Genomic DNA, 20,169 nt, shown 5'->3' with positions numbered 1-20,169 from the left:
ATGGAGCCGCCAACATGAAGAGCCGTTTCCGCCAAACCCTGGGTCTGCTGCTGGTCGGTCTCGCCGCCGGCGCAAGCGCACCGGCGAGCGCCGACCTCATCACCCTGCGCGCGGACGAGTGGTGCCCCTACAACTGCGCGCCGGACAGTGACAAGCCGGGCTATCTGGTGGAGATCGCCAAGCGGGTCTTCGAGGGGGCCGGTCACCAGGTCGACTATCAGTTGCTCAACTGGGCGCGGGCGATCGAGGAGACGCGCGCCGGCAAGTACACCGCCATCGTCGGTGCGGCACGCGGCGACGCGGAGGACTTCGTCTTCCCGGCCGAGGTGCTGGGCAAGAGCGTCAACGCCTTCGTCGCGCGCAAAGACGACCCGTGGAGCTACACCGGCATCGCCTCGCTGGAGAACCGCAAGCTCGGGGTGGTCCGCGACTACTCCTACAACGACGCGGTGGACGGCTACGTGGAGGCGCACAAGAACGACGCCGAGCGGGTGCAGATCGCCTCCGGCGACAACGCCCTGGAGGTCAACCTGCGCAAGCTGCAGAAGGGGCGGCTGGATACGGTGGTGGACGGCCAATACGTGCTCACCTACACCCTCACCCGCCTCGGCCTGAACGACTCGATCCACCTGGCTGGCGCCGACGACTCGCCGGACCCGATCTACATCGCCTTCTCGCCGAAGGCGCCGAAGGCCGGCGAGTACGCCGAGCTGCTCGCCACGGGGGTGGCCGCGATGCGCGCCAGCGGCGAACTGCAACAGATCCTCGCCAAGTACGGTCTCAGCGACTGGCAGTGACCGCCCCGCCCGGCGGCCCCCCGGGCCGCCGCGAACTGGGGCGTCGTCTCCGCCGGCCCGTCCGAACGGGGTGTTCTGTTCGGACGGGCCCTCATGGCCGCAAGCCCGCTGCTTTCGCTCACGTCGGCGCGGTAGCGCCGACCTACACCCGGAACTGCGCCACCTGGGCGCGCAGCCCCTCGACCCGCTGGTCCTGATTGTCGAGGGTCGCGCGCACCTGGGTGACCGCGGCCCCGCTCTCGGTCAACCCCCGGGCGAGATGCTGCGCGCTGGTGTAGACCCGCGCCGACTCGGCGGCCTGATCGGCCGCCGCCCGGCCGATGTGGGTGTTCGCATCGTCGATCGCCTGCACCGCCGAGAAGATCTCCCCGAAGGTCGCGTCCGCGGCGCGGATCGCCGCGACGCCGCGGGCGATACTCCCCTCGGCCGCCTGCATGTCGCTCCCCAGGGTCTCGGTCTCGCTGTTCAATCCCTCGATGATGCCGCGGATCTCGGCGGTGGAGGCGCGCGTCCGCTCGGCCAGGGTGCGTACCTCGCCGGCCACCACCGCGAAGCCGCGGCCCGCCTCGCCGGCGCGCGCCGCCTCGATCGCGGCGTTGAGGGCGAGCAGATTGGTCTGCTCGGTCAGCTCGTTGATCGCCACCAGGATCGAGCCGATCCGGCCGGAGGAGTGGGCGACCCGCTCGATGGTCGCGCCGAGCTTGGCCACCCCGGACTCGATCGCCGCCATGCCGTTGACCGCCTCGACCAGCTTGACCCGACCGCCATCGGTGCGGGCGTGGGCCTCGCCGGTGGTCGCCACCACCTCGTCGACGCCGGTCGAGACCTGCTCCGCCAGGCGGTCCATCTTCCCCATCGCCTCCACCAGTTGGCGGATCTGCGCGTGCCCCTGCTCGAAGCTGACCAGCAGTTGCTGCACGTTGGCGGCGAGCTGGAGGTTTCCGGTGGCCACCTCCTCGGAGCCGCACTTGACCTCGGAGACCACCCCTTGCAGTTCGCCGATGAAGCCGTTGACGTTGCCGGCGATGCGCCCCACCTCGTCGCTGCCGCTCACCGAGAGACGCCGGGTGAGATCGGAGCCGACCCCCTCCAACTCCCGCATGAAGCGCTCCAGGGGGGCGCGCAGCATGGTCCGCAGGAGCACCACCACACTCACCACCAGGAGCACGGTGACCATCACGAAACCGGCCATCTGCCCGCGACTGGAATCGGTCAGCTCCCCATCCACCCCGGCCTCGTAGCCGCTCAGTTCGCTCAGCCGCGCCGCCTTCAGCTGCGCACTCTTCTCGGCGATCGCCCGATCGCTGTAGTGGATGCGCACCGTCCCCAGCGTCTCCTTGCCGCGGGCCACCGTCACCGACTGACTCCCTTCCCCGCCGACGACGCCGGCGGGCAGGTCCCGGGCGAAGCGCAGCCCGCCCCCCTCGCGCCACAGCGAAGCGAACGGCTTGCCACCGGGCTCGTCGACATCGATCGCCAGCAGTTCCGGATAGTCCATGAACGAGCGCAGCACCGGCTCCAGCCCCTCCCAGTTGACGTCGTAGAGGTACTGCTCGGCGATCTGCCCGATGAGACGGGAGACGAACCCCATGTTGCGCTCCAGCGCCTCGCGCTGGGCCTGCTCCAGGCTCTCCACCGCGGCCATCACGTCACTGCGGTGACGCTCCTTGATCGCTCCGACGATCTGCTTTTCCGACTGGAACAGCCACGCCCCGGTGGCGCCCAGCGACAAGGCGAGGATGACGCCGACGACGAGCGCGGTCTTGACGACGATACTGCTGTTGATCATGACACTGCTAATCCGTTGGGGCGGGCACCCCGAAATGGGATCGACCGACCGCCTCCGGTCCCGTGGAGGCGCTTGCCGCAGGCAAGTATCCGCCCGCCGGGCGCGCCACTCAATAGGCCCCTTGCAGACCATCCGCCCCCCTTCGGCGGCCGTCCTCGTCAGTGGTCAATGGGGCGTAACGAGTTCCTCTCTTGCCCCTTTCTCAGAAAGGCATCGATCGCCTCGACCGCGTCGTCGGCATTGAGATCGCGGAAGAAGTGTCCGGCGCCTTCGACCCACTTCACCTCGACGTTTTCACGCTCGGCGAGCGGCGGGAACTTCTGATCATTGACGACGATCTCGTCGTCCCCCGCGAGCAGCACCAGCAACGGCTTGGTGATCTGCGGAATCAGATAGGCGGTATCCAGGCGGGGATCGGCGCCGTAGTAGGAGACGAAGCAATCCGCCGTCGCCGAGGTATCGGCGCAGTAGAGGAAGTCGATGGGCTGCAGCACCGTGTCGCCCCTGCCCTCCTCGATCAGCTCGCGGGCCCGCTCCAGCAGCGGCTCCAGCGGCTTGTGGTAGCGCTTCTCATAGGCGGCGGCATCGTTGGTCTCGCGGGTATCCGGCGCCAGCAGAACCACCGAGCGGATCACCGGGTCGTCATGCTCGGCGGCGAACAGCGCCGTCTCCGCCCCGCCCCGCGAGTGGCCGAGCAGAACCACTGCCCGTGCGCCCTCGGCCTTCAGCCAGCCGACCCAGGCGCCGATCTCGCCGGGCGCGTCGGTATAGCGGTGGCGGTGGGTCGCCTTGCAGTCGTAGCGGCCGTGGCGGTCGTCGACGCCCAGGCTGAGATTGATCGCCAGCGTGCTGTAGCCGAGCCCCTTGAACAGCCGCTGGAGGTAGACGTAGAGCTCCATGCCGCGGTACATCAGCCCGCCGTGGGTGATCAAGATCACCCCGTCGGCGAGCGTCTTGCCTTCGGCCAGCTCCAGATTGCCGTTGAGCGTGAGGCTTCCGTACGGCAGCGTAACCTCATCGGCATACGCCGAACGGGCGGTGAACGACAGGCTCAGGATCAGGCAGCCGATATAGATTCCAAGTCGCATGCATTTCTCCTCTTTTCGCTGGTACTGGTATCCAACCCATATCCATGGCCGTTCGCGACGGCACTTCGGCCGGACGGTGTTATTTACCACGAAGGGCACGAAGGGGAACGATCGGAACTCTTCAGCTCCGGTGGCCCGACGTCACAACAGCCAGATCGTCGCCAGCCCGAGGAAGATGAAGAAGCCGATGGCATCGGTGAGCGCGGTGACCAGCACGCTGGAGCCGAGCGCCGGGTCGCGCCCCATGGCGTGGAGCCCCAGCGGGATGCCCAGCGCCAGCAGCACGGAGACGAGCAGGGTGAAGACCATCGACACGCCGATCACCCCGGCGAGATGGATGTCGCCATAGGAGAGCAGCGCGAACAGCCCCACCACGCTCCCCCACACCCCGCCGCTGACCAGGCTGAGGCCGAGCTCCTTGCGCACCAGGTGGCCGAGGTTGTCGCGGTGCACCTGTTCGAGGGCCAGTCCGCGCAGCACCAGGGCGGTGGTCTGGTTGCCGGTGTTGCCGCCCACCGCGGTGACGATCGGCATCAGCGCGGCCAGCGCCACCACGTGGGCGATCGCCTCCTCGAACAGGCCGATCACCTTGGCGGAGAAGAAGGCAGTGAGCAGGCTGAGCGAGATCCACGCCCAGCGGTTGCGGGCGCTGTTCCAGATCGGCGCGAAGAGATCCTCCTCCTCGCGCACACCGCTCGGGCGCAGGGCGTCCTCGGCGGCGCGGTCGCTGACGAATTCCATCACCACGTCGATGGTGAGCCGGCCGATCGGCTTGCCGCGGTCGTTGACCACCGGGGCGGAGATCAGGTCGTAGCGGTCGAAGGCCTGGGCCGCCTTGCCCGCCCCCTCCTCGGGGTGGAAGGTGACCACGTCGCGGGCCATGCACGCCCCCACGGCGCGCTCCGGCGGGGTGAGCAGCAGGGTCTGCCAGGGGAGGACGCCACTCAGGTGGCCGCGGCGGTCGACCACCATCAGCTTGTCGTTCTGCTCGGGCAGCTCGGCGCGCCCGCGCAGCCCCTCCAGCACCTCGCCGAGGCGCTGCTCCTCGCGCACCACCACCATCTCGTTGGTCATCAGGAAGCCGACGCTGTCCTCCGGGTAGTTGCGCCCGGCGGCGAGCCACACCCGCTCGTCGGCGGAGAGGGTGGCGAGGCGCCGCTCCAGCAGCGCCGGCGGCAGATCGGCGGCGAGGTAGACCAGGTCGTCCCCATCGAGCTGGGCGAGCACCGCCGAGAGGGTGTCCTCGTCGCACTCCTCGATCACCTGGCGGCGCACCGAGTCGCCCAGCTCGAGCAGCAGGTCACCGCCCATCCGCGACCACACCCGCCGCCACACCCGCCGCCGCCGCTCCAGCGGCAGCATCTCCATCACCCGCGCCACGTCGGCGACATGGAGATCGCTCAGCCGGGCATCGAGCTTCGCCTGGTGCTGACGCGCCACCAGATTCTCCACCACCGCCTGCTGCGGCCCCTGCTGATGGTGGACCAGCTCCTGCTCCAGCTCCTGCTTGTCGAGCAACTCGTTGACCTGACGCAGGATGTGTTCGAAGCGCTCGGAGGACACGGGGCGGCACCTGTCGGCTATCGGGGCGGGTAACGGGGTTGGGGAAACGGCACGGGGCGGGCGCCATTCTTCCACAAAGCCGTGACAGCTTCTATGCACCGGCCGCCGCCGATGAGCGTCGCACAGAGGGTGGACACACGGCGGCCGGTCGCAATAAGGGATATACGCCTATAACGCCTATAGATTTTCCTATAGGCGCCTATAACACTCATGGAAAACGATCGGAGCGTTTCCCTGAAAATCGATAATCAATTGTATTCAATATAAAAATCATGTTTGGCACCCGTACTGCATCCGGTAGACCGATATTCGAACAACCCCAATAACCGCAACCGGCCTCACCCTCTCGGGAAAGCGGGGCATACCCCCCGCCCCGGATGGATGCCATGGCGGTTCGTGGAGATACCACCACATGACATCGTCACCTTCCGCTACCAACGGCCTGCAACTGGACCGACGACAGTACCAGGCGAGGTTCAACGGCCAGCCGCTCGAACTCACCCCCACCGAATACCGCCTGCTGAGCACGCTCGCCGCGGAGTCGGGGCGCCCCCAATCGCGCCCCCACCTGCTCGGGTTGCTGTATGCAGACCACCGCGTCGTCGGTCCCCGCACGCTGGACGCCCACGTGAAGAACCTGCGCCGCAAGCTCCGCCCGCTGGTCGGCGACCGCGACCCGATCCGGGCGGTCTACGGCATCGGCTATCAGCTCGATCTCGGCTGACTCATGGCGACCGCCTCTGCCGTCACACACCTCAGATGACGGCTGCCGCGGCGCCGCCGGCCGCTGGAGGTGCGCCGTTGCCTCTATCCCGAGGGGTCGCACCGCGTACGTCAGAGGCGGGTGATGACCGCCTCCTCCGCCAACCGCGACTTGGGCAACCTGGCATTGGGATCGTCGGCGGAACGGTAGCCCAGCGAGACCATCACCACGCCGGTCAACCCCTGGCGGTGCAGATCGAACGCCTCGTCGAGCACGCGGGCGTCGAAGCCCTCGATGGGGCAGGCGTCCACCTCCAGGCTCGCCGCCCCGAGGAGCAGGAAGCCGAGGGCGATGTAGAGCTGCTTCTCCATCCAGTGCTGCAGGTCCTTGTAGACGAAGCGGTGCAGGTCGGTGAAGTAGCGCCGCCCCCCGTCCTCCACCCCCGGCTTGACCTGCACGCCGGGGAAGCGTCCGTCCCGCGCCTCCTGCTCCAGCAGGTTGCGCAGGTGCTCCTCGTCGAGACCCACCTTGGCGCAGAGCACCACGATGTGGGAGGCGTCGGTCACCCGCGGCAGATTGAACGCGTAGGGGCCGCTGGTCGCCTTGGCGACGCGCTGCTTCGCCTCCTCGCTCTCGACGAGCAGGAAATGCCAGGGCTGCGAGTTGGTGGAAGAGGGGGTGTAGCGCAGCAGCGTGAGCAGCTCCTCGACGATCTCCGGGGCGATCTTGCGGGAGGGGTCGAAGGCCTTGGTGGTGTAGCGGCGCTTCGCGTAGTCGGTGATCTTCATGGCGTATTCCTCGGGTGGCCGTTGGACGCCGAGATCATGCCGCATTCCACCTCGTTTGAAAAAGCCCTTGCGGGATGACGCGGTTCTGGCCGATTGCCGTCAACTCGACCCGGCGGTGCGCGAACGGAGGCGGTTTCCGGAAGCGTGGTGTGGCGCGGTGGAGTGAACACGCCTCCGCAGGAGGATGGGCCCGACCGCGGGGGGAACCGCCTTCATCCGGCCTCGGAGACGCGGGACCGCCCCCCTCACGATCAGGGGGCGTTCTCCGCGGTAGGGACGGGGAGGTCAGGGACGGATGTAGGCGAAGCCCTGCTGCTGGAGGTGGGCCAGCTCGGCGACGCCGCTCGGCACCACGTCCTCCTGGCTGGCGTCATAGAGATCGTTCTCCAGATCCACGTGCTTGCCACGCAGGGTATTCGCGCAGATCTTGAACTTCACCCCCTGCTGCTTCAGCCCGGAGATCTTCGCCTGCATGGTCTCGTTGGCGTTGCCCCGCTTCAGCTTGGTATTGCCCACCGCGTCGGGGTCGAGCAGCAGGGTCAGGCCATTGCCGTGGAGCACCACCCGCAGGTCGAGATTGGCAGCGCCCACCGCGTTGACGTGGTTCTGGATGTTGCGCAGGGCGCCGGCCTGGCGCTGGGGGTCGTCGTAGTTGATGTGGTAGACCACCTTCTGCTTGCCGTAGTCGCCGGCCGCCGCCGGCATGGCGAAACCGACCAGGGTGAACAGCAGCGCCAGCAGCGCGATCGCTCGGTTCTTCATCATCTCCACCTCCAAAGGGGCTATCGGTTGTCGTTCTCACCGCCACCCACCGGCCCGGGAAGGACGGTGGGGGCGATCCGTCGTTCCCGTTGCAGTGTGAAACAGCGAGGAATTGCGGGATAGAGGTAAAAACCCTTGGTCGTCTTCGGGTGCCTCGGTGGAAATCGGGGCGGGAGAGTCTCCCGCAAACCGCTCTCCGCGCAAAAAAAGACAGGAAAACCACCCCCTTTTTTCCGCCCTTTTACCCCCTTCCAAGCCCGCTCTAACCGCGCCCGATCTTTCCTTTAGACTCCGCCCTGCGGTGGGTTATGCTGGCCGCCCCGAGAACCCGACCCGTCCGCGAATCAGCATGGAGTTGACGCCCCTTGCCCAGCACGCCCGCACCGAATATGCCCGCGCCTGAATACCGGCAACGGCAGTGCCTTGCGGGCGAACTGCCGGCGGGGCTTCCGCGGCGTCGTCCCCTGGCGGGACGAAGGGGAGGGGTGTGAGCAGGACGCGGGAGCTTCGCGCGCGCTTCCCCGAAGCGTGGCGGAGGCACAGTGGAATTCTGATCCCGGCCCTGCTCCTGCTCGTCGCCTGGCCGCCGCTGGCCACACCGCTGCCGGCAAGGGCGGCGGATCCCTCGGACGAGGCCAATCTGCTGAAGGCGGCCTTCGTCTACAACTTCGCCAAATACGTCCATTGGCCCGAACGCTCCACCCGTAGCGGTACCCTGCACCTCTGCCTGATCGGCCACGACGAGATCTTCTCCTCCCTGCGTCGGCTGCAGGGCGAGCGGGTGCATGGGGCGGACGTGGAGATCCTGCCGCTGCCCGACGACGAACCGAGCGACGAGTGCGACATCCTCTTCGTCGGCGTCTCCGAACAGCCACGCCTGCAACAGCGCCTGCAGGCCGTCGGCGACCGTCCCATGCTCACCATCAGCGACATCCCCCACTTCGCCGAGCGCGGCGGGGTGATCAGCCTGTTCCACGAGGAGAAGAAGATCCGCTTCGCGGTCAACCTGCACGCCGCCCGTGCCGCAGGCCTGCGGATCAGCTCCCGCCTGCTCAATCTGGCCAGGATCGTCGACCCCGCCGACCTCCCGGAGTGACCCCATGCGGCCGTCGCGCAATCTCTCCATCACCCACAAACTGACCGCCATCATCCTGCTCACCGCCGGCATCGTGCTCGCCCTCGATGCCGCGGTCTACATCACCAACGAGGTGATCTCCTCGCGCACCACCCTGGAGGAGCGGCTCCACTCCACCGCCGCCATCCTCGGCGCCAACAGCACCGCCGCGCTCCACTTCAAGGACCCCGAATCGGCCACCGAGGTGCTCGCCACCCTGAAGACCGAGCCCCAGGTGGACGCCGCCCTGATCCGTACCCGCGACGGCACCCCCTTCGCCCGCTACGTCTCCCCCCGGAGCACGCTCGCCCGCCCCCCCGAGGCCTATCCCGCCCCGGCCGAGGCGCTCCAGCGCTACACCCGCGGGGGCGATCCCGGCGAGTACTTCACCTGGGCCGACGAACAGCATGTGCATCTGGTCCAGCCGATCCGCTTCGACGACCGCAGTGCGCTCGGCACCATCCACATCATCGGCAACACCCGCGAGCTGAGCCACCGCCTGGAACGCTACCTGGTGAGCGCCCTGCTGCTGCTCGCCTTCTCGCTGCTGATCGCCTTCTTCCTCTCCTCGCGGCTGCAGCGGATCATCACCGGGCCGGTGTTCGAGCTGCTCACCACCATGGAGTCGGTGGCGAAGCGCTCCGACTTCTCGCTGCGCGCACGGCGCAACGGCGACGACGAGGTGGGCGCGCTGATCGACCGCTTCAACCACATGCTCGCCCAGATCCAGGAGCGCGACCGGGAGCTGGACGGCCACCGTCGCCACCTGGAGGAGCTGGTCGAGCAGCGCACCGGCGAGCTGGCCGCCTCCACCGCGCGCTTCTCCACCGTGCTCAACTCGATGGACGCGGTGATCTACGTCGCCGACATGGAGAGCCACGAGTTGCTCTTCCTCAACCGCGCCGGCAAGGCGCTCCACGGCGAGGTGGAGGGGCAGATCTGCTGGCAGGTGCTCCACCCCTACCGCAACGGCCCCTGCCCCTTCTGCACCAACGACCACCTGCTCGACACCGACGGCCAGCCCGGTGGGGTCTACGCCTGGGAGTTCCAGAACAGCGTCAGCGGGCGCTGGTACGCCCTGCGCGACCGCGCCATCCCGTGGGACGACGGACGCCTGGTGCGGCTGGAGATCGCCACCGACATCACCGACCTGAAGCGGGTGCAGCTCGACCTGGAGCGGGCCAAGGAGCACGCCGAGGCGGCCAACCGGGCGAAGAGCGAATTCCTCTCCAGCATGAGCCACGAGATCCGCACCCCGATGAACGGCATCATCGGCTTCACCGATCTGCTCGCCAAGAGCCGCCTTGACGAGACCCAGACCAACTACGCGCGCACCATCGGCGTCTCGGCCAAGAACCTGCTGTCGATCATCGACGACATCCTCGACTTCTCCAAACTGGAGTCCGAACGGCTCACCCTGGAGCACATCCCCTTCGCGCTGACCGAGCTGTTCGACGACGTGCTGATGCTCCTCGCCCCCCAGGCCTACGGCAAGGGGCTGGAGCTGATCAAGCGGATCGACCCGGCGCTGCCGGCCAGGCTGGTGGGCGACCCGGTGCGCATCCGTCAGGTGCTGCTCAACCTGCTCGGCAACGCGGTCAAATTCACCGAGGCGGGCAGCGTGCAGCTCGAGGTCGACGGGAGCGTGGGGGATGACGCTCGCATCGACCTGCAGATCGTCGTCGCCGACACCGGCATCGGCATCTCCCGCCCGCAGCAGCAGCGGCTGTTTCTGGCCTTCAGCCAGGCCGACAGCTCGATCACCCGCCGCTTCGGCGGCACCGGCCTCGGCCTGGTGATCGCCAAACATCTGGTGGAGCTGATGGAGGGCGAGATCCGGGTGGAGAGCGAGGAGGGGGAAGGGACCCGCTTCACCCTGCGCATCCGCCTCGACCCCGAGCCCGGCAGCGCCCCCGCCGGCGCACTGCCGCTGGCCGGGCGGCGGGTGCTGGTCCACGAGCGCCACCCGCTCGCGCGCCGCCAGCTCTGCCAGGAGCTGGCGGCGTGGGGCGCGGAGAGCACCACCGACAATGACGGCGATCCGGCCTCCGGCCCCTGGGACCTGATCCTCTGCGGCCTCGACCGCGAGGAGCGCGAAGAGGCCCCCTTCGCCGAGCTGCTGGAGCGGCTGCCCACCGCCCCCGCCACCCCGCTGCTCGTCCTGGTCGGCAGCACCGACCCCGAAATCCACCGCCGCCTCCAACGCCAGGGGGCGAGCCTGGTGCTGACCAAGGTGGAGCCCGCCCGCAGCCTGCTCGCCGAGCTGGAACACCTTCTCGAGGTGGGCGCGCGGGACGGCGGGCCCGGTGAACGCAGCGGCCGCCCGCTGCCCCACCCCGAACACCACTTCGAGGGGCTGCGGGTGCTGGTGGTGGACGACAACCCGATCAACCTGATGCTCGCCGCCACCCTGCTGCGCCAGAGCGGCGCCGAGGTGGTGGAGGCCGACAGCGGCCGCAGCGCCTTGCAGCGTTTCGCCGAGCAGCGCATCGACCTGGTACTGATGGACGTGCAGATGCCCGACATGAGCGGCATCGAGACCACCCGCCGGCTGAGCGAGCAGAACGGCGAGCGGGGGCTGCCGCCGATCATCGCGCTGACCGCCCACGCCTTCCCCAACCAGCGCCAGGAGTTCTTCGACGCCGGCATGAGCGACTGCCTGACCAAGCCGTTCACCCCGGAGAAGCTCTACTCGGTGATGGAGCGCTGGCTTCACGCCGGCGGCGCCCTCCCCCACCCGAGCGTCGACGACACCCCGCCGCCGGGGGAACTGCCGGCCTACGACCGCGACGCCGCGGTGGCCATCGCCGGCGGCGACGAGGCGCTGGCCGCCACCGTCCTCGACCACCTCCTCGCCGCCCTCCCCGGCGCCGGGGAGAGCCTGCGCGAGGCCCACCGGGAGAACGACCTCGGCCGCCTCCGCCACGCCGCCCACAAACTGCGCGGCAGCGCCAGCAGCTGCGCCGCCAACGCCCTCAACGCCGCTGCCGGCCTGCTCGAAGAGGCCTGCGTCGCCGACCCGCCGGTCGACGACGAGGCGCTCGTCGCCCAGCGGGTCGACGGCGTGATGGAGGAGATCGAGCGGTTGCGGCAGGTGACCGGCGGATAGCGCTACGCCCGATCCACCGGAAAGGCGACCACCTCGTCGATGCGCGCGGCACCCGCCACCGCCATCACCAGCCGGTCGACCCCCAGCGCCACCCCGGCGCAGGGGGGAAAGCCCGCTTCCAGGGCCGCGATGAAGCGCTCGTCCATGGGTGGCACCGACCGCCCCTCCCGGCGGCGGCGCGCCTGATCGTCGCTGAAGCGGCGCCGCTGCTCCGCCCCGTCGGCCAACTCGTGGAAGCCGTTGGCCAGCTCGACCCCGTCCAGATAGAGTTCGAAGCGCTCCGCCACCGGCGGCTCCCCCGGCGCCCCCCCGGGCCGCACCCGCGCCAGCGCCGCCCGGGAGGCGGGGTAGTCGTAGAGGAAGACCGGCCGATCCCGCTCCAGCCGCGGCTCCACCACCCGGGTGAGGAGCAGATCCAGCCAGCCGTCGCGCTCCGCCAGCCCCAGCGAATCGGGTGCCACCACCCCGCAACGGGCCGCGCAGGCGGCCAGCGCCTCGCCCGAAGCGCGGTGTGGATCGATCCCGGCATGCTCCTGGAACGCCTCGCCGTAGCGGTAGCGGCGGGCCGCGGGGAGCCGCCGCCGGCCGGCAAACAGCGCCGCCAGCAGCGCCTCCACCTCGTCCATCAGGCGATGGTGGTCGAAACCGAGGCGGTACCACTCCAGCAGGGTGAACTCCGGATTGTGGAAGCGTCCCGCCTCGCCGTCGCGGAACACCTTGCAGAGCTGGTAGATGTCGCCGCTGCCGGCGGCGAGCAGCCGCTTCATGGGGAACTCCGGCGAGGTGTGCAGCCACAGCCGGCCGGCGCCGGGGCCGTGGTAGTCGACGGCGAAGCTGTCGATGGCCGGATCCACGGTCGCCCCGTGGGAGAGCGCCGGGGTCTCCACCTCCAGCACCCCGCGCGAGGCAAAAAAGGCGCGGATGCGGGCGAGCAGGTCGGCCCGCAGGCGGAGGGTTTCGAGGGAAGCGGAGGGAGACCAGGGCATCGGAAGAACGTGACAGGTAACAGGTGGCAGGTGACCGAAAAATGGTAACGAAAGAAAACTCAATTCAGCGCCGAACGAATCCACCTCGGGTTACCACGCTCCGCGTGGTAACCCGGTCCTACACGCCGGCAGAGGAGCCTCCCCGGACGCTCCGCGTCGGCGCCGCGAAGGGGCACCGCCGCGCCGCAACGGGACGCAGAGCGTCCAACGTCACCGGTGACGACGCAGAGCGTCGTCACCAGGAGGGAAGTCGTCCCCCTTCAGCACGACCCCCTCCCGACCTGACACCCGACACCCGACACCCGACACCTACTCTTCCACATCCGGAATCTGATCGCGCAACCCCTTGAACAGGTTCTTGATCGTATCCGGCGCCTCCACCTCGACGATCTGCTCGGTGATCCAGCGGCGGTTCTCCTCCGGCAGTCCCGCCACCACCCGGTCGGCGAAGTAGCGCAGCGCGCTGTAGCCGGGCCCCTCGTCGGTGTAGGTGAAGTCGGCATAGTCGGCCAACCGGCCGTTGAGATGCTCGACCAGCTGATTGGCGTAATCCCCCGGCCCCAGCATCTCGTACTGATTCTCGGCGATGATCTCGACCAGCCGCCTGGCGGTGGCATTGACCACCGCCCCCCGCTCCTCCTCGTCCATCCGCCCGTAGGCGTAGCGGTCCACCGCCTGCAACAGGAACGCGGCGAACTCGTAGGCCACCTGGAAGTGATGGGCCATGGAGCCGATCTCGAACCCCCAGTCCTGCATGTTGTTCATGGAGTTCAGGGTGGTCTTCCAGGTGATGAAGGCCAGCGTGCTGCCCGTCTCCTTGGGCGCGCGCTCCTTGTCCTTTTTGTGCCAGCGGGATTTGACGCGCATGGGTACCTCGGGAAACTGAATAACGGGGGTAACGGCTCACCCCTTCAAGCGACTCAACCGCAGATCAACGCAGATTTCCGCAGATCGGGCCGAGCGCTCATCTGCGGAAATCTGCGGTTCAATCAGCAGGGCAAGCGGGAATTATAGCGTCGATGCCCCCTCCTCCGCGCCGTTGGCAGGGGGCCGGCGACTATGCTAAGTTGGAATTACCAACCGTTCATGTCAACTTTATCGACATGATACCCCGAACGACCGTTGGAAGAAAGAAAAGCGCCCTCCACGATGAACGAGTTCGAACCGATCCGCGCCGCGGTGCAGCACAACTGCCACATCTCCGACGCCCGCTACGGCCGCCAGGACACGCTGTGCATCTACCTGCTGAAGATGCGCGAGTTTTTCCGCTGGGAGCGCGGCTTCGGCTTCGGCGAGCGGCTGCCGAAGGAGGAGATCGGCGACTGGATCGTCGAGCGGGAGCAGCTGTGGGAGACGGTGGAGGAGAACGACTTCGCCCCCATCGAGATCGACGGCACCGCCTACGACCCCTTCGAGGCGGAACCGATCAACGAGGCGCTGGCCGAACGCGGGCTGGTCTACAGCGCCGGCCTCGGCCGCCACGCCAAGCCCTCCTTCTTCCTCGGCCGCCAGGAGCGCAGCGAGCGGATCGACGGATTCCGGGTGCGGGTGGCCGGCGAGGAGTACGCCCGCGACCTGGCCGCCCCGCCGGCGATGCTCCAGGGGGAGACCATCTACGTCCGCCGCGCCTCCCTGGCCCGCGCCATCTGGGAGAAGATCGAGGAGAACGGCGGCCGCGCGGAGCACCCAATCCGCCGCGCCATGGCCTTCGCGCGATTCGACGAAAATCCCCGGCGGGCCCTCGCGGAGATGACCGAACGGGAGCTGGAGTACGCCATCGCCCACGAACTGGGCGAGGGACTGGCCGGACGGCGGCTCGGCCCCGAATGGGAGGCGATGCTGCTGGCGATCGCCTCCAGCCGCAACGAGATCATCGCCCGCGCCGTGCGCGACAACCTGGCCGACAGCCTCACCACCCTGCCCCGCCTGCTGGAGGACGAAGCGATCGCCTCCATCCACTTCTACTTCGCCAACCTCGGCGGCATGCGCAAGGCCCTCCACCCCCGCCTCGTGGAGGGCTACCGGCGCTTCACCGAGGGGGGTGATCTCACCGCCATCGCCAAGGCGCTGGAGGGGAGCGAGGCCCACTGGACGGAGGCGGCGCGGCGGATGCTGGCGATCCACGCCGAGGAAGGTTGGGAAAGCGCGGGATGCTTGACCGACGAACTCACCCGCTAGACGATGCCCACTCCCCCCCTGTAGGAGCGGCCCCCAGGCCGCGATGGTGCGAAGTGCCGAACCTTCCGCGGCTGGCGGAGGCTGGCGGCGGAGGCTGGCGGACCGGGCACCATCGCGGCCTGGGACCGCTCCTACGCCCCCCGGTCACCGGCCACGGGATTCCTACCGCCGATCTTTCGGGCGAGGGCGACCTCAGCCACCCCCTCTCCATTGCCGTGGAGGGAATCTTCCGCGGGGTAGGGATGGAGCGGGTGATCTTCGCCATGCTCACCCCCGACCGCCGCCGGCTGCCGCTGCGCTACGGCCTCGGCAAGGGGCTGCCGGCGATGGACAACACGCTGTGCCACGTCGATCCGGCCGCCCCCAATCTGCTGTCGCCGAAGCGCTGAAACACCCGACAACGGTTTGTAGCTCGGGTGATTGGGGATTACCCTTTGGGAATCGCTGAAACATCCCGGCAATCGGCAAATGTGCAACCCGGATAACGACAAGGAGCCTCGGCACCATGGCGCAGACCATCGAGAACATCGAAAAACAGCTGGAGGAGCTGCGCGCCCGCTACAAGAAAGTGGACGAGGCGTGGCGCAACACCGGCAACAAGGGACTGCTCGCCTTCTTCGTCGAGATCATCCCACGGCTGGTCGACACCGAGCGCTGCTCGATCTTCATCCACGACCCGGCCAACGAATCGGTGTGGGTGCAGTGCGGCACCGGCGTCGGCGAGCGGGAGATCGAGGTGCCGACCAAGGATTCGCTGGTCGGCGAGGTGATCGCCAGCCGCGAGCCGGTCATGCGCATGGGGCTCGACAACAAGATCGGCGTCCACGAGAAGGTGGACAAGCAGACCGAGTTCACCACCTCCAACATCCTCTGCGTGCCGATCTTCAGCGCCGACGGCACCAAGGTGACCGGCGCGGTCGAGGTGCTCAACAAGCGCTGGGGCGCCAACTACAGCGAACAGGACCGGGAGACCCTGGAGAAGTTCGCCGTCCAGCTCCAGCAGAACATCGACAACCTGTTCATGCGCCAGGAGTGGGGCCGTTTCCTGATCCTCGCCGAGAAGAAGATCGAGGAGCTGGAGCAGGCCAAGGCGCGTCTCAGCGGCGTCCCGTTCCCGATCATCAGCGACTGAATTTCCCCGTGTAAAATGCCTGCCGACGGCGCCCCCCGCAAGCCGCCGCAGGTCCATCAGTGCATTAGCAAATGCTTCATTTTTTCCACGCCGCCACTCCCCTTGACAACCACCCTCGGTGAGCGATTAAGTAGGTGTGGTGTGAACAACTTGAACCACCGAAACGAAAACTTGAGAGAGGGACGCCGCCATGGTGCCGTTTGACGAACTGAATGTACAAAACCACAAGATCGCCGAGACCAGCAAAGTCCTGTCGACCCTGATCCTGGACCGCGAGCTGTGCGACACCGAAATCGCCTGCGAGCTGTTCGACCGCTACAGCGACGGGGTGAGCGCCCACATGGAGTTCAACGAGAAGTACGTCTACTCCATCCTGCTCAACCACCCCGACCGCTCCACCAACGCGACCGCCAACAAGTTCCTGGAGGGCGGCAAGGAGATCAAGAAGATCTTCCGCGGCTACATCAAGAAGTGGTGCAACAAGGGCCTGATGGTCGCCGACCACCAGCGCTTCATCGACGAGACCAACGAGATGTTCGATCTGGTCTGGGAGCGCATCCAGGCGGAGAGCGAGGAGCTCTATCCGCTGGTGCGCAAGATCGAGTCGGGGCAGCCGATGGCCAAATCCGCCTGATACCGGTTTTCCGGCCGGCCAACGAAAAACGGGGCGAATGCCCCGTTTTTCGCTGGCCGGCCGGAAAACCGGCATTGGGTGATTTCAGCGCAGCCAGCGACCCATCGCGGGGAAACGGGGAATGTCCTCGCTGACCGGGTTGTAGGGGGAATCGGTCATTCCCGCCTTGATCAGCGGGGTGATGCCCACCGTCATCCCCAGCCGGAAGTTGTTCAATATTCCGGCCGCCTTGCCACGATATCCCTCGGGATGAAACACCACCGCCGGGTCGACCCCGGCCGCCAGCGCCGCCGCATAGGACCAGGCGATGCTCTCCGGCTCACCGCCGTCGCCCTGCGGATGGGTCTCCCTCACGTTGTCCGAGAGCCGGGCGCGGACCTCCGCCGGCATCACCGCCAGGTGGCCCGCCTCGTGGAGCAAGTCGCCGGGAAAGGCGAGCCGCTCCTCGTCCACCACGATCGCCCCTTCGAAGATCCGGATGCCGGGCAGGAAGGTATCCTCCGGAAGAGGCTCCTTACGCACCTCCAAGCCGACGGAGTCGATGAAATCCACGATACGCTGGGTCAAGGGATCGCTGAAGGAAGGGGCCATCGGAGTGCCTCCGTGCAGTTGAACGGATGTTCAATGTAATCCGCAGGGAATGCAGGGGCAAGAAGGAGAAACGCCGCCCCCGGGGCGGCGTGGTACGCCGACCTATCCCTTGTTGAAGGTCAGGCGACGTTCACCGGCATCCACATATACGGTGTCGCAAGGATCGAACTTGCCGGCGAGGATCAGCTGCGCCAGCGGGTTCTCCAACTGGGTCTGGATCGCCCGTTTCAGCGGGCGGGCGCCGTAAACCGGATCGAAGCCCGCTTCGCCCAGCTTGTCCAGCGCCGCCTCGGTCACCTCCAGCGACAGGTCGCGATCGGCCATGCGCCGGCGCAGCAGCTCGATCTGCAGGGTGGCGATGGCGCGGATCTGCTCGCGGGCCAGCGGGTGGAACACCACCACCTCGTCCACCCGGTTGATGAACTCCGGGCGGAAGTGGCCGCCGACCACCTCCATCACCGCCGCCTTCATCTCGTCATACCGCGTCGCTCCCGGCGTCCTGCCTCCCGCGACACTAGCACCTCCCTGTGCGTCGTCCTCACCTACGATGGTCTGGATCACATCCGACCCCAGGTTGGAGGTCATCACCACCACCGTGTTGCGGAAGTCCACGGTACGCCCCTGACCATCGGTGAGGCGTCCGTCGTCGAGCACCTGAAGGAGCACGTTGAAAACGTCGCCGTGGGCCTTCTCCACCTCGTCGAGGAGGATCACCGAATAGGGCCGGCGGCGCACCGCCTCGGTGAGATAGCCCCCCTCCTCGTAGCCGACGTAGCCGGGCGGCGCGCCGATCAACCGCGCCACCGAGTGCTTCTCCATGAACTCCGACATGTCGATGCGCACCATCGCCTCCTCGGTGTCGAAGAGGAATTCCGCGAGCGCCTTGCACAGCTCGGTCTTGCCGACGCCGGTGGGGCCGAGGAAGAGGAACGAGCCGTTGGGCCGGTTGGGGTCGGAGAGCCCGGCTCGCGAGCGGCGGATCGCGTCGGCCACCGCGCGTAGCGCCTCGTCCTGGCCCACCACCCGCCGGTGCAGGTTCTCCTCCATGGCGAGCAGTTTCTCACGCTCGCCCTCGAGCATCTTCGCCACCGGGATGCCGGTCCACTTCGAGACCACCTCGGCGATCTCCTCCTCGGTGACCCGGTTGCGCAGCAGCCGGGTCGCCTGCAGCTCCGCCTGGGCGGCCATCTCCAGCGACTTCTCCAGGTCGGGGATGCGCCCGTATTGCAATTCGGACATGCGCGCCAGGTCCTGCGCGCGGCGCGCCGTATCCAGCTCCTGACGGGCGCGCTCCAGCTCCTCCTTGATGTGCTGCGCACCGGAGAGCGCCTGCTTCTCGCGGCGCCACACCTTCTCCAGCTCGCCGTAGTCGGTCTCCAGCTTGAGGATCTCCTCCTGGAGGATGCCGAGGCGCTTGCGCGAGGCCTCGTCCTTCTCCTTGCCCAGCGCCTCGCGCTCGATCTTCAGCTGGATCAGCCGGCGGTCGAGGCGGTCCATCTCCTCGGGCATGGAGTCGATCTCCATGCGGATGCGCGAGGCGGCCTCGTCGATCAGGTCGATCGCCTTGTCGGGGAGCTGTCGGTCACTGATGTAGCGGTGCGAGAGGATCGCCGCCGAGACGATCGCCGGGTCGGTGATCACCACCCCGTGGTGGACCTCGTACTTCTCCTTCAGCCCGCGCAGGATGGCGATGGTGTCCTCCTCGTTGGGCTCCTCCACCAGCACCTTCTGAAAGCGCCGCTCCAGCGCCGCGTCCTTCTCCACGTACTTGCGGTACTCGTCCAGCGTGGTGGCACCGACGCAGTGCAGCTCGCCGCGGGCGAGCGCGGGCTTGAGCATGTTGCCCGCATCCATCGCCCCCTCGGCCTTGCCCGCGCCGACCATGGTGTGCAGCTCGTCGATGAACAGGATGATCTGCCCCTCCTGCTTGGCCAGATCGTTCAACACCGCCTTCAGCCGCTCCTCGAACTCGCCGCGGAACTTGGCCCCGGCGATCAGCGCGCCGAGATCGAGCGAGAGCAGCCGCTTGCGCTTGATCCCCTCGGGCACCTCGCCGTTGACGATGCGCTGGGCCAGCCCCTCGACGATGGCGGTCTTGCCGACGCCGGGCTCACCGATCAGCACCGGGTTGTTCTTGGTGCGGCGCTGCAACACCTGGATGGTGCGGCGGATCTCGTCGTCGCGGCCAATCACCGGATCGAGCTTGCCCTGCTCGGCGCGCTCGGTCAGGTCGATGGTGTACTTCTCCAGCGCCTGGCGCTGCTCCTCGGCGTTGGGGTCGTCCACCCGCTTGCCGCCGCGCAGCTCCTCGATCGACTCCTCCAGCTTCTCGCGGGTCGCCCCCGCCCCCTTCAACAGGCGGCCCAGCTCGCCGTCGTCGCCGGTGGCGGCAAGCACGAACAACTCGCTGGAGACATACTCGTCCTTGCGCTTCTGTGCCTCCTTGTCGCTGAGATTGAGCAGCCGCACCAGCTCGTTGGAGGGGTAGACGTCGCCGCGCGAGCCCTCGATGGTGGGCAGGTGGTCGAGGGCGTCGCCGAGCTGCGAGCGCAGCCGGTTGGCGTTGAGCCCCGCCATGTTGAGCAGCATGCGCACCCCGGCCCCATCCTGGTCGAGCATCGAGGTCATCACGTGGAGCGGCTCGATGAACGGGTGGTCGCGGCCGACGGCGAGGCTCTGGGCATCGGCCAGGGCCTGCTGGAACTTGGCGGTGAGCTTCTCCATTCGCATGAAAGGGGTACTCCGGGTAGAAACACTGTGGCTGAGTAGGGAAATGGGGGCGAGGGGCGGCACTTCAAGAGAGCGGAGCACCGAAGCCTTTTACCACGAAGGACAGGAAGAGGGACGAAGGCCATGAAGAAGAATTGGGTTTCCCGAATGGCGCGACCGATAGGGCGTGCCGTGCGCGCCGTGCCAATGCGGAGTGCCATTTCGA

Annotated in this window: 17 protein-coding genes; 8 read left to right on the top strand and 9 right to left on the bottom strand. The window is 67.7% G+C overall.

Annotated features, from left to right (window positions below; all coding sequences use genetic code 11):
* Positions 1 to 14: 14 nt before the first annotated feature.
* Complete coding sequence (locus ACYQ2W_RS01735; RefSeq protein WP_459862788.1) at positions 15 to 797, top strand: substrate-binding periplasmic protein; 783 nt, start codon at positions 15 to 17, stop codon at positions 795 to 797.
* A gap of 142 nt (positions 798 to 939) precedes the next feature.
* Here the strand turns inward: ACYQ2W_RS01735 and ACYQ2W_RS01730 are convergent, their stop codons facing one another.
* The 3 genes from ACYQ2W_RS01730 to mgtE all read right to left on the bottom strand — a co-directional run bounded on the left by ACYQ2W_RS01730 (position 940) and on the right by mgtE (position 5,237).
* The gene (locus tag ACYQ2W_RS01730; RefSeq protein WP_459862786.1) at positions 940 to 2,586 is read right to left on the bottom strand and encodes a methyl-accepting chemotaxis protein; all 1,647 of its coding nucleotides are present in this window, start codon (positions 2,584 to 2,586) and stop codon (positions 940 to 942) included.
* A gap of 158 nt (positions 2,587 to 2,744) precedes the next feature.
* Positions 2,745 to 3,674 (bottom strand): alpha/beta hydrolase, encoded by a 930-nt coding sequence (locus tag ACYQ2W_RS01725; RefSeq protein ID WP_459862784.1) that lies wholly within the window; start codon positions 3,672 to 3,674, stop codon positions 2,745 to 2,747.
* A 141-nt stretch (positions 3,675 to 3,815) separates the two neighbouring features.
* Entirely contained in the window at positions 3,816 to 5,237 is a 1,422-nt protein-coding gene (gene mgtE, locus ACYQ2W_RS01720) for a magnesium transporter (RefSeq protein ID WP_459862782.1), read from the bottom strand.
* 412 nt (positions 5,238 to 5,649) lie between these two features.
* Here mgtE and ACYQ2W_RS01715 point away from each other — a divergent pair, with 412 nt between their 5' ends.
* Positions 5,650 to 5,961: a winged helix-turn-helix domain-containing protein gene (locus tag ACYQ2W_RS01715; protein ID WP_459862780.1), complete on the top strand. Its 312-nt coding sequence runs from the start codon at positions 5,650 to 5,652 to the stop codon at positions 5,959 to 5,961.
* 110 nt (positions 5,962 to 6,071) lie between these two features.
* Here ACYQ2W_RS01715 and nfsB read toward each other — a convergent pair whose 3' ends face one another.
* On the bottom strand, positions 6,072 to 6,728 hold the full coding sequence (gene nfsB, locus ACYQ2W_RS01710) for an oxygen-insensitive NAD(P)H nitroreductase (protein WP_459862778.1): 657 nt from the start codon (positions 6,726 to 6,728) through the stop codon (positions 6,072 to 6,074).
* A 285-nt stretch (positions 6,729 to 7,013) separates the two neighbouring features.
* Complete coding sequence (locus ACYQ2W_RS01705; protein WP_459862836.1) at positions 7,014 to 7,490, bottom strand: DsrE family protein; 477 nt, start codon at positions 7,488 to 7,490, stop codon at positions 7,014 to 7,016.
* A gap of 487 nt (positions 7,491 to 7,977) precedes the next feature.
* On the opposite strand from ACYQ2W_RS01705, the gene ACYQ2W_RS01700 reads away from it, so the two are divergent.
* Positions 7,978 to 8,586 (top strand): YfiR family protein, encoded by a 609-nt coding sequence (locus tag ACYQ2W_RS01700; protein ID WP_459862777.1) that lies wholly within the window; start codon positions 7,978 to 7,980, stop codon positions 8,584 to 8,586.
* A 4-nt stretch (positions 8,587 to 8,590) separates the two neighbouring features.
* A complete protein-coding gene (locus ACYQ2W_RS01695; protein ID WP_459862776.1) occupies positions 8,591 to 11,713 on the top strand; it encodes a response regulator in 3,123 nt (1,040 codons plus the stop codon).
* A 2-nt stretch (positions 11,714 to 11,715) separates the two neighbouring features.
* On the opposite strand, the gene epmA is transcribed toward ACYQ2W_RS01695, so the two are convergent.
* Both epmA and ACYQ2W_RS01685 read right to left on the bottom strand, forming a co-directional pair.
* Complete coding sequence (epmA, locus tag ACYQ2W_RS01690; protein ID WP_459862775.1) at positions 11,716 to 12,699, bottom strand: EF-P lysine aminoacylase EpmA; 984 nt, start codon at positions 12,697 to 12,699, stop codon at positions 11,716 to 11,718.
* 309 nt (positions 12,700 to 13,008) lie between these two features.
* Positions 13,009 to 13,566: a hypothetical protein gene (locus ACYQ2W_RS01685; protein WP_459862773.1), complete on the bottom strand. Its 558-nt coding sequence runs from the start codon at positions 13,564 to 13,566 to the stop codon at positions 13,009 to 13,011.
* Between the two features lie 282 nt (positions 13,567 to 13,848).
* Here ACYQ2W_RS01685 and ACYQ2W_RS01680 point away from each other — a divergent pair, with 282 nt between their 5' ends.
* From ACYQ2W_RS01680 to ACYQ2W_RS01665, 4 genes are all read left to right on the top strand, one after another.
* Complete coding sequence (locus ACYQ2W_RS01680; RefSeq protein WP_459862771.1) at positions 13,849 to 14,877, top strand: Sfum_1244 family protein; 1,029 nt, start codon at positions 13,849 to 13,851, stop codon at positions 14,875 to 14,877.
* Between the two features lie 53 nt (positions 14,878 to 14,930).
* The gene (locus ACYQ2W_RS01675; RefSeq protein ID WP_459862769.1) at positions 14,931 to 15,266 is read left to right on the top strand and encodes a hypothetical protein; all 336 of its coding nucleotides are present in this window, start codon (positions 14,931 to 14,933) and stop codon (positions 15,264 to 15,266) included.
* A 116-nt stretch (positions 15,267 to 15,382) separates the two neighbouring features.
* Complete coding sequence (locus ACYQ2W_RS01670; protein ID WP_459862768.1) at positions 15,383 to 16,009, top strand: GAF domain-containing protein; 627 nt, start codon at positions 15,383 to 15,385, stop codon at positions 16,007 to 16,009.
* A 190-nt stretch (positions 16,010 to 16,199) separates the two neighbouring features.
* Positions 16,200 to 16,643, top strand: a complete 444-nt coding sequence (locus tag ACYQ2W_RS01665; protein WP_459862766.1) for a hemerythrin domain-containing protein — start codon at positions 16,200 to 16,202, stop codon at positions 16,641 to 16,643.
* 84 nt (positions 16,644 to 16,727) lie between these two features.
* Here the strand turns inward: ACYQ2W_RS01665 and ACYQ2W_RS01660 are convergent, their stop codons facing one another.
* Complete coding sequence (locus ACYQ2W_RS01660; RefSeq protein ID WP_459862764.1) at positions 16,728 to 17,234, bottom strand: hypothetical protein; 507 nt, start codon at positions 17,232 to 17,234, stop codon at positions 16,728 to 16,730.
* 102 nt (positions 17,235 to 17,336) lie between these two features.
* Positions 17,337 to 19,964: an ATP-dependent chaperone ClpB gene (clpB, locus tag ACYQ2W_RS01655; protein WP_459862762.1), complete on the bottom strand. Its 2,628-nt coding sequence runs from the start codon at positions 19,962 to 19,964 to the stop codon at positions 17,337 to 17,339.
* Between the last annotated feature and the right edge of the window lie 205 nt (positions 19,965 to 20,169).

The sequence above is a fragment of the Endothiovibrio diazotrophicus genome, from assembly GCF_054657215.1.
Note: the sequence above shows the minus strand (reverse complement) of the source record. Positions and strands in the feature narration are given on the sequence as shown.

Coding starts and splice junctions, on each gene's coding strand:
- ACYQ2W_RS01735 (WP_459862788.1), top strand. CDS start 15: ATGAAGAGCCGTTTCCGCCAAACCCTGGGTCTGCTGCTGGTCGGTCTC.
- ACYQ2W_RS01730 (WP_459862786.1), bottom strand. CDS start 2,586: ATGATCAACAGCAGTATCGTCGTCAAGACCGCGCTCGTCGTCGGCGTC.
- ACYQ2W_RS01725 (WP_459862784.1), bottom strand. CDS start 3,674: ATGCGACTTGGAATCTATATCGGCTGCCTGATCCTGAGCCTGTCGTTC.
- ACYQ2W_RS01715 (WP_459862780.1), top strand. CDS start 5,650: ATGACATCGTCACCTTCCGCTACCAACGGCCTGCAACTGGACCGACGA.
- nfsB (WP_459862778.1), bottom strand. CDS start 6,728: ATGAAGATCACCGACTACGCGAAGCGCCGCTACACCACCAAGGCCTTC.
- ACYQ2W_RS01705 (WP_459862836.1), bottom strand. CDS start 7,490: ATGAAGAACCGAGCGATCGCGCTGCTGGCGCTGCTGTTCACCCTGGTC.
- ACYQ2W_RS01695 (WP_459862776.1), top strand. CDS start 8,591: ATGCGGCCGTCGCGCAATCTCTCCATCACCCACAAACTGACCGCCATC.
- epmA (WP_459862775.1), bottom strand. CDS start 12,699: ATGCCCTGGTCTCCCTCCGCTTCCCTCGAAACCCTCCGCCTGCGGGCC.
- ACYQ2W_RS01685 (WP_459862773.1), bottom strand. CDS start 13,566: ATGCGCGTCAAATCCCGCTGGCACAAAAAGGACAAGGAGCGCGCGCCC.
- ACYQ2W_RS01680 (WP_459862771.1), top strand. CDS start 13,849: ATGAACGAGTTCGAACCGATCCGCGCCGCGGTGCAGCACAACTGCCAC.
- ACYQ2W_RS01670 (WP_459862768.1), top strand. CDS start 15,383: ATGGCGCAGACCATCGAGAACATCGAAAAACAGCTGGAGGAGCTGCGC.
- ACYQ2W_RS01665 (WP_459862766.1), top strand. CDS start 16,200: ATGGTGCCGTTTGACGAACTGAATGTACAAAACCACAAGATCGCCGAG.
- ACYQ2W_RS01660 (WP_459862764.1), bottom strand. CDS start 17,234: ATGGCCCCTTCCTTCAGCGATCCCTTGACCCAGCGTATCGTGGATTTC.
- clpB (WP_459862762.1), bottom strand. CDS start 19,964: ATGCGAATGGAGAAGCTCACCGCCAAGTTCCAGCAGGCCCTGGCCGAT.